The sequence below is a fragment of the Microbacterium sp. HMWF026 genome (genome assembly GCF_003061325.1).
GTDB lineage: Bacteria > Actinomycetota > Actinomycetes > Actinomycetales > Microbacteriaceae > Microbacterium > Microbacterium testaceum_E.
Genome location: NZ_QAJB01000266.1, coordinates 1 through 7148 on the forward strand (window position 1 = coordinate 1; position 7148 = coordinate 7148).

4 protein-coding genes are annotated in these 7148 nt (G+C 72.1%); all 4 read left to right on the plus strand.

Going from position 1 to position 7148, the window contains the following annotated elements:
* Positions 1–2: 2 nt before the first annotated feature.
* Positions 3–1979: a DNA helicase RecQ gene (recQ, locus tag DBR36_RS10390; RefSeq protein WP_108319131.1), complete on the plus strand. Its 1977-nt coding sequence runs from the start codon at positions 3–5 to the stop codon at positions 1977–1979.
* Positions 1980–2444: 465 nt separating this feature from the next.
* Positions 2445–4547, plus strand: a complete 2103-nt coding sequence (locus tag DBR36_RS10395) for an acyl-CoA dehydrogenase (RefSeq protein WP_108319133.1) — start codon at positions 2445–2447, stop codon at positions 4545–4547.
* Between the two features lie 146 nt (positions 4548–4693).
* Positions 4694–5266: a DNA-3-methyladenine glycosylase I gene (locus tag DBR36_RS10400; protein WP_108319135.1), complete on the plus strand. Its 573-nt coding sequence runs from the start codon at positions 4694–4696 to the stop codon at positions 5264–5266.
* Positions 5267–5452: 186 nt separating this feature from the next.
* Positions 5453–7012: a DEAD/DEAH box helicase gene (locus tag DBR36_RS10405; RefSeq protein ID WP_108319137.1), complete on the plus strand. Its 1560-nt coding sequence runs from the start codon at positions 5453–5455 to the stop codon at positions 7010–7012.
* The last annotated feature ends 136 nt before the right edge of the window (positions 7013–7148 follow it).

Below are 7148 nucleotides of genomic sequence, written 5' to 3' on the forward strand. Positions count from 1 at the left end.
ACATCCCCGACGACCCGTACGCGGGCGCCGATTGGGACCCCGACCTGTTCGCGCCGCCCGAGGACTTCGACGCGCCGCCGCCCCCGGTCGACCCCGCCTCCGCCTTCGCGCGGGCGGCGGCTGCCACCGGCACGGCGCGCGAGCTGCCCGCCGTGCGCGACTTCACCGGACACGACCCGCGGGCGGTGCTGCACGAGGTATACGGCTACGACGCCTTCCGCGGCGATCAGGCCGATATCGTGCAGCACGTCGTCGACGGCGGCGACGCCGTGGTGCTCATGCCCACGGGCGGCGGCAAAAGCGTCACCTACCAGGTGCCCGCCCTGGTGCGCCCCGGTACCGGCCTCGTCGTCAGCCCCCTCATCGCGCTCATGCACGATCAGGTCGAGGCGCTCATCGCCAACGGCGTACGCGCCGGATACCTCAACTCCACCCAGGCGCCCGCCGAGCGGCAGGCCGTCGAGCAGGCCTACCTCGCCGGCGAGCTCGACCTGCTGTACGTCGCCCCCGAGCGGCTCAACGGCGCGCAGACCCTCGGTCTGCTGTCGCGGGGGCGGCTCAGCGTCATCGCGATCGACGAGGCGCACTGCGTGTCGCAGTGGGGCCACGACTTCCGCCCCGACTACCTCGCCCTCGGCGATCTGGCCGACCGCTTCCCCGGGGTGCCGCGCATGGCGCTCACCGCCACGGCCACCCCCGAGACCGCCCGCGAGATCGTCGAACGCCTGCGCCTGCGCGACGCCCGCGGCTTCGTCGCCAGCTTCGACCGGCCCAACATCCAGTACCGCATCGACGCCAAGGTCGACCCGCGTCGTCAGCTCGTGCAGTTCATCCGCTCGCAGCCCGAGGGCTCCGCCGGAATCGTGTACGCCCTCAGCCGCAAGACCGTCGAGCAGACCGCCGCGTACCTGGCGTCGCAGGGGCTCGACGCCCTGCCGTACCACGCCGGTCTCGACGCCTCGGTGCGGGCGGCGCACCAGTCGCGCTTCCTCCGCGACGACGGCGTGATCATGGTGGCGACGATCGCGTTCGGTATGGGCATCGACAAGCCCGACGTGCGCTTTGTCGCCCACATCGATCTGCCCAAGTCGGTCGAGGGCTACTACCAAGAGACCGGGCGTGCGGGTCGCGACGGCGACCCCTCGGTGGTCTGGATGGCCTACGGCCTCGGCGACGTCGTGCAGCAGCGGCGCATGATCGACCAGTCGCCGGGCGATCGCTCCTACAAGCTGCGTCTCGGTCAGCACCTCGACGCCATGCTCGCGCTGTGCGAAACGGTCGGATGCCGCCGGCAGAACCTGCTCGACTACTTCGGCCAGCGCTCCGAGCCGTGCGGCAACTGCGACACGTGCCTCACGCCGCCCGACACGTGGGACGGCCTGATCGCGGCGCAGAAGCTGCTGTCGACGATCGTGCGCCTGCAGCGCGAGCGCGGACAGGCATTCGGCGCCGGGCACCTCATCGACATCCTGCGCGGCGCGAAGACCGAGCGGATCGCCCAGCAGGGGCACGACCGCCTCAGCACCTACGGCCTGGGCGCCGATCTGTCCGATCAAGACTGGCGCAGCGTCATCCGCCAGCTGCTGGCGCGCGGCATCATCGTCGCGCAGGGCGACTACGGCACCCTCGCGCTGAGCGAGGCCTCCGGCGGCGTCCTGCGCGGCGAGACGCCCGTGCCGCTGCGGCGCGACGCGCTCGGCCGCACCGGCGGCGGCGGTTCGAGCCGACAGCGCAAATCGAGCGCCGACGACGTGGCGGCCGGCGACCGCGACCTGTTCGAAGCGCTCCGCGCCTGGCGCGCCGAGAAGGCGCGCGAGCAGGGCGTGCCCGCCTACATCGTGTTCGGAGACGCGACGCTCCGCGCGATCGCCGCCGCCCGCCCGGCATCCATCGGCGACCTGGACGGCATCACCGGCATCGGCGCCAAGAAGCGCGAGGCCTATGGCGACGGCATCCTGACGGTGGTCGCGGCGAACTGACCCCGCGTTCCCGCTCGCGCGGCGCCGCGCTGCGCCTCGCTGCGCCTCGCTGCGCTGCGCCGCGCTGCGCTGCGCCGCGCTGCGCTGCGCGGGTCGCTCGGGCGGGTCGCTCGGCGGCCCCGGGGCGCTGAGACTGCATCTGGCTGACGAATCGGTTGCAGGATGTCACCGAGTTGTCAGCCGGGTGCAGTCTCGCGTCCCCGCGGGGGAGCCCGGGACCGGGCGAGCGCGGCACCGAGCGCGGCACCGAGCGCGGCACCGGGCGGGCGCGGCACCGGGCGCGGCGCTGCGCGTACGCGCGCCGGGCCGATCGACGCTCAGCGCGCTCACGGGAATGTTGACCACCCACAACGACCCCGCGCTCCGACGGCACGGACCGTTGTGGCGAACGCACAGGATGTTTGAGCGGTCGTTGTGGGACACCTACCGTGGTGGCATCCCTTTGCAACGTCGAAAGGTGCCGAAATGACCGACGCCGCCGTCCGTCCCACCACGCCCGCCACGAGCACGCGCACGCCCGTCGGGGGTGCGCCCACCGCGCCGCACTCCGCCGCCGAGGCCGCCGAGGCCCGCATCGACACCGAGCGGGTCACCGATCTGCTGCTCGGGACGTGGGGCCACATCCGCCGCGAGGCGCGCGAGATGATCAAGGACCCCGCGCTGTGGCGCGATGACAGCCTGGGCATGGACGCGCACCGCGAGCGCACCCTCAGCCAGCTGCACCTGCTCGTCCAGAACAAGGCGGTGCACCGGGCGTTCCCCAAGCGCCTCGGCGGCGAAGAGAACAACGGTGCGAATATCGCCGGGTTCGAAGAGCTCGTCGCGGCCGACCCCAGCCTGCAGATCAAGTCGGGCGTGCAGTGGGGCCTGTTCGGTTCGGCCGTGCTGCAGCTGGGCACCCGCGAGCACCACGACAAGTGGCTCCCCGGCATCATGAGCCTCGAGATCCCCGGCGCCTTCGCCATGACCGAGACCGGTCACGGCTCCGACGTGTCGGCGATCGGAACGACCGCGACGTACGACCCCGAGACCGAGGAGTTCGTCATCCACACCCCCTTCCGCGGGGCGTGGAAGGACTACCTCGGCAACGCCGCCGTGCACGGCAAGGCCGCGACGGTGTTCGCCCAGCTCATCACCGACAACGTGAACCACGGCGTGCACTGCTTCTACGTGCCGCTTCGTGACGACGAGGGCAACTTCCTCCCCGGCATCGGGGGCGAGGACGACGGTCTCAAGGGCGGGCTGAACGGCATCGACAACGGCCGCCTGCACTTCGACCAGGTGCGCGTCCCCCGCACCAACCTGCTCAACCGCTACGGCGACGTCGCCGCCGACGGCACCTACTCGAGCGACATCGCCAGCCCGGGTCGTCGCTTCTTCACCATGCTGGGCACCCTCGTGCAGGGGCGCGTTTCGCTCGACGGGGCGGCCGCATGGGCGTCGGCGATCGGTCTGACCATCGCGATCACCTACGGCAACCAGCGTCGGCAGTTCGACTCCGGCAGCGGCACCCCCGAGGTCACGCTGCTCGACTACGGCAAGCACCAGCGCCGCCTGCTGCCGCGCCTGGCGACGACCTACGCGCAGATCTTCGCGCACGACGAGTTCCTGCAGAAGTTCGACGGTGTCTTCAGCGGCCGCCTCGACACCGACGCCGACCGCGAGGACCTCGAGACCCTCGCCGCGGCGCTCAAGCCCCTGTCGACCTGGCACGCGCTGGACACCCTGCAGGAGTCGCGCGAAGCGTGCGGCGGCCAGGGCTTCCTCTTCGAGAACCGCCTGGTTGGTTTGCGCGCCGACCTCGACATCTACGTCACCTTCGAGGGCGACAACAACATCCTGCTGCAGCTCGTCGGAAAGAGACTGCTCGCCGACTACGCGCGACAGTTCAAGGGCAAGGATGCCAAGCAGCTCGCCGCGTTCGCGGTCGGGCAGACCGCGGGCAAGCTGTTCCACGGTGCGGGCATGCGCCAGCTGGGTCAGGCCGTCACCGACTTCGGTTCCACCGCCCGCTCGGTCGAGCGCGGCCTGCGCGCCGAGCAGCAGCACGAGCTGCTCGCCGGTCGCGTGCAGCAGATGATCGCCGACATCGCGGGGCGGCTGCGTCCGGCATCCAAGCTGTCCCGCGAAGATGCGGCGGCGCTGTTCAACGAGAACCAGGCCGAGCTCATCGAGGCCGCTCGCGCCCACGGCGAGCTGCTGCAGTGGGAGGCGTTCACCGACGCCATCAACCGAATCGATGATCGGGACACCCTGAAGGTGCTGACGTGGCTGCGCGACCTGTTCGGCCTGCAGCTCATCGAGAAACACCTCGCGTGGTACCTCATCAACGGGCGCCTGTCGACGCAGCGCGGTGCGGCGGTCTCGAGCTACATCGACCGCCTGTGCCGTCGCCTGCGCCCGCACGCGCAGGACCTCGTCGACGCGTTCGGCTACGGCCCCGAGCACATCCGCGCCTCGATCGCGTCGGGTGTCGAGGACGACCGCCAGAACGAGGCCGCGTCGTACTACGCCGCGCTGAAGGCGTCGGGCAACGCCCCGGTGCCCGAGAAGAAGCCCGCCCGGTAACGGCATCCGCCCCCTCGCTCTCAACGAGAACAGGGGATGCCACCGGAACAGGCCGATCCGTCGAGGGTCGGCCTGTTCTCGTCTCACCGGCCTGTTTCCGTGCCGCACCGGGACGTGATGTCGGAGCCCCCGCCTAGCCTGGACGCATGAGCGACCTCGTGACCGGAGCCGACGGTGTCGCGCGCTGCGCCTGGGCGGGCACCGACCCCGAGTATCAGCGGTACCACGACCAGGAGTGGGGCACGACGCTGCGCGGCGACCGCCCGCTGTTCGAGAAGATGAGCCTCGAGGGGTTCCAGGCGGGCCTGGCGTGGATCACGATCCTGCGCAAGCGGCCGCGTTTCCGCGAGGTCTTCCACGACTTCGAGCCGGCCACCGTCGCCGCGTTCGGCGCCGACGACGTCGAGCGATTGCTCCAGGATGCCGGCATCATCCGCCATCGCGGCAAGATCGAGGCCGTGATCGGCAACGCACGTCTCGTGGCGGGCATGGCCGAGGGCGAGTTCGACGCCCTGATGTGGTCGTTCGCCCCCGCCGCGCACACACCGCCCGCGACGTTCGCGCAGGTGCCGGCCGTGACCCCCGAGTCGGCCGCGATGAGCACGGAGCTGCGTCGCCGCGGGTTCCGCTTCGTGGGGCCGACCACGATGTATGCGCTGATGCAGTCCTCGGGCATGGTCGACGACCACGTCGCGGGCTGCTGGCGCGCCGCCGCCTGACGCACCGGTAGACTGGGGGTCTCGGAGCGATTCGCTCCCGCGCGTCGTCGAACGCACCGGCCCCCTTTCGTTGGGCCTTTGACCTTCACGGCGAACGGATGCGCCACCCGGCGCCTTCGCCCATGCAGCCGCAGCATCGCGGCATCCCGAACCGCCGTGCGCCAATGCGCCGCGGCAGGAGTTTTCATGACGTCCCAGACTTTCGCCGACCTCGGCGTGCCCGCCCCCCTCATCGACGTTCTCGCCGCCCAGGGCAAGAACGAGCCCTTCCCGATCCAGGCCGACACCCTGCCCGACACCCTCGCCGGCCGCGACGTGCTCGGTCGTGGGAAGACCGGCTCGGGAAAGACCCTCGCCTTCTCGCTGCCCCTCGTCGCGCGTCTCGCCGCCACGACCGACCGCCGCCGGGGTCGCAAGCCCCGCGCGCTCGTGCTCGCCCCCACCCGCGAGCTCGCGAACCAGATCGACGAGGTCATCAAGCCCCTCGCCGCGGCGTTCCAGCTGACCACGACGACCGTCTACGGCGGCGTCAACCAGAAGCGTCAGGTCGACGCACTCGCCGCGGGCGTCGACATCCTCGTCGCGTGCCCCGGCCGCCTCGAGGACCTGATCGGTCAGGGCTTCGCGAACCTCGGCGACGTCGAGATCACAGTGCTCGACGAGGCCGACCACATGGCCGACCTCGGCTTCCTCCCCGGTGTCACGCGCCTGCTGTCGCGCACGCCCGCCGACGGTCAGCGTCTGCTGTTCTCGGCGACGCTCGACAACGGCGTCGACAAGCTGGTCAAGCGGTTCCTGCGCAACGAGGTGCTGCACTCGGTCGACGAGGCGCACTCGCACGTCGCCGCGATGACGCACCACGTGTTCGCCCCCGCCGACGCCGACGCCAAGAAGGATCTCGTGCAGACGCTCGCCTCGGGCACCGCGCGCCGCATCCTGTTCATGCGCACCAAGCACCAGGCCAAGAAGCTGGCGAAGCAGCTGACCGCCGCCGGCATCCCCTCGGTCGATCTGCACGGCAACCTGTCGCAGCCGCAGCGCGACCGCAACCTCGCCGCCTTCGGCGACGGCCGCGCGAAGGTGCTCGTCGCGACCGACGTGGCCGCCCGCGGCGTGCACGTCGACGGCGTCGAGCTGGTCGTCCACGTCGACCCGCCCGTCGAGCACAAGGCGTACCTGCACCGCTCGGGCCGCACCGCGCGTGCCGGCACCGCCGGTGACGTGGTGACGATCATGCTCCCCGAGCAGCGTCGCGACACCCTCGACATCCTGCGCAAGGCGAAGATCTCGGCCACGCCGCAGCCCGTCACGCCCACCTCGCCCGAGGTCGTGGCGCTCGTCGGCGAGGTCGCCCCCTACGTCAAGCCCGAGCCCGTCGTGGCGCAGCCGCAGGGCGGCGGACGCTCGCAGGGCGCCAACGCGCAGCGCAAGCGCGCCGCGCGCACCCAGGGCCAGGATGCCGCGGCCCCCGCCGCCGGTGGCGGTCGTCGCCGTCGCGGTCGGGGTGGCAGCGGCCAGGGCGCCGAGGCTCCCGCGGCCGCCGCGCACGCTCCGCAGGGCGGCCGGGGTCAGGGCCAGCGTTCGGCCGGGGCCGGTCGCGGCCAGGGCGGCGGGCAGCGCGCCGGAGCCGGCGCGGGCGGCGCTCGTCCGCAGGGCGCCGGGCGCTCGGCATCCGGTACCCCGACGACCGGCATGGTCGTCGGCGGCGCGCGCAACCCGCGCACGAACCGTCGCGCCCAGGGCTGACCTTTCGTCACGGTGCCCCCGCGGACTCGTCCGCGGGGGCACCGTCGTACGCGGACCGGGCCGTCCTCGGGTGCCGTACGCGCGTGCCGTACGCGCGTGCACAGCGGCGGGCGCCGTGGCCGGCGCTGTGCACGCG

What these genes read in the sequence shown, in the direction of transcription:
- DBR36_RS10395 (WP_108319133.1), top strand. Translation starts at nt 2,445, where the DNA reads ATGACCGACGCCGCCGTCCGTCCCACCACGCCCGCCACGAGCACGCGC.
- DBR36_RS10400 (WP_108319135.1), top strand. Translation starts at nt 4,694, where the DNA reads ATGAGCGACCTCGTGACCGGAGCCGACGGTGTCGCGCGCTGCGCCTGG.
- DBR36_RS10405 (WP_108319137.1), top strand. Translation starts at nt 5,453, where the DNA reads ATGACGTCCCAGACTTTCGCCGACCTCGGCGTGCCCGCCCCCCTCATC.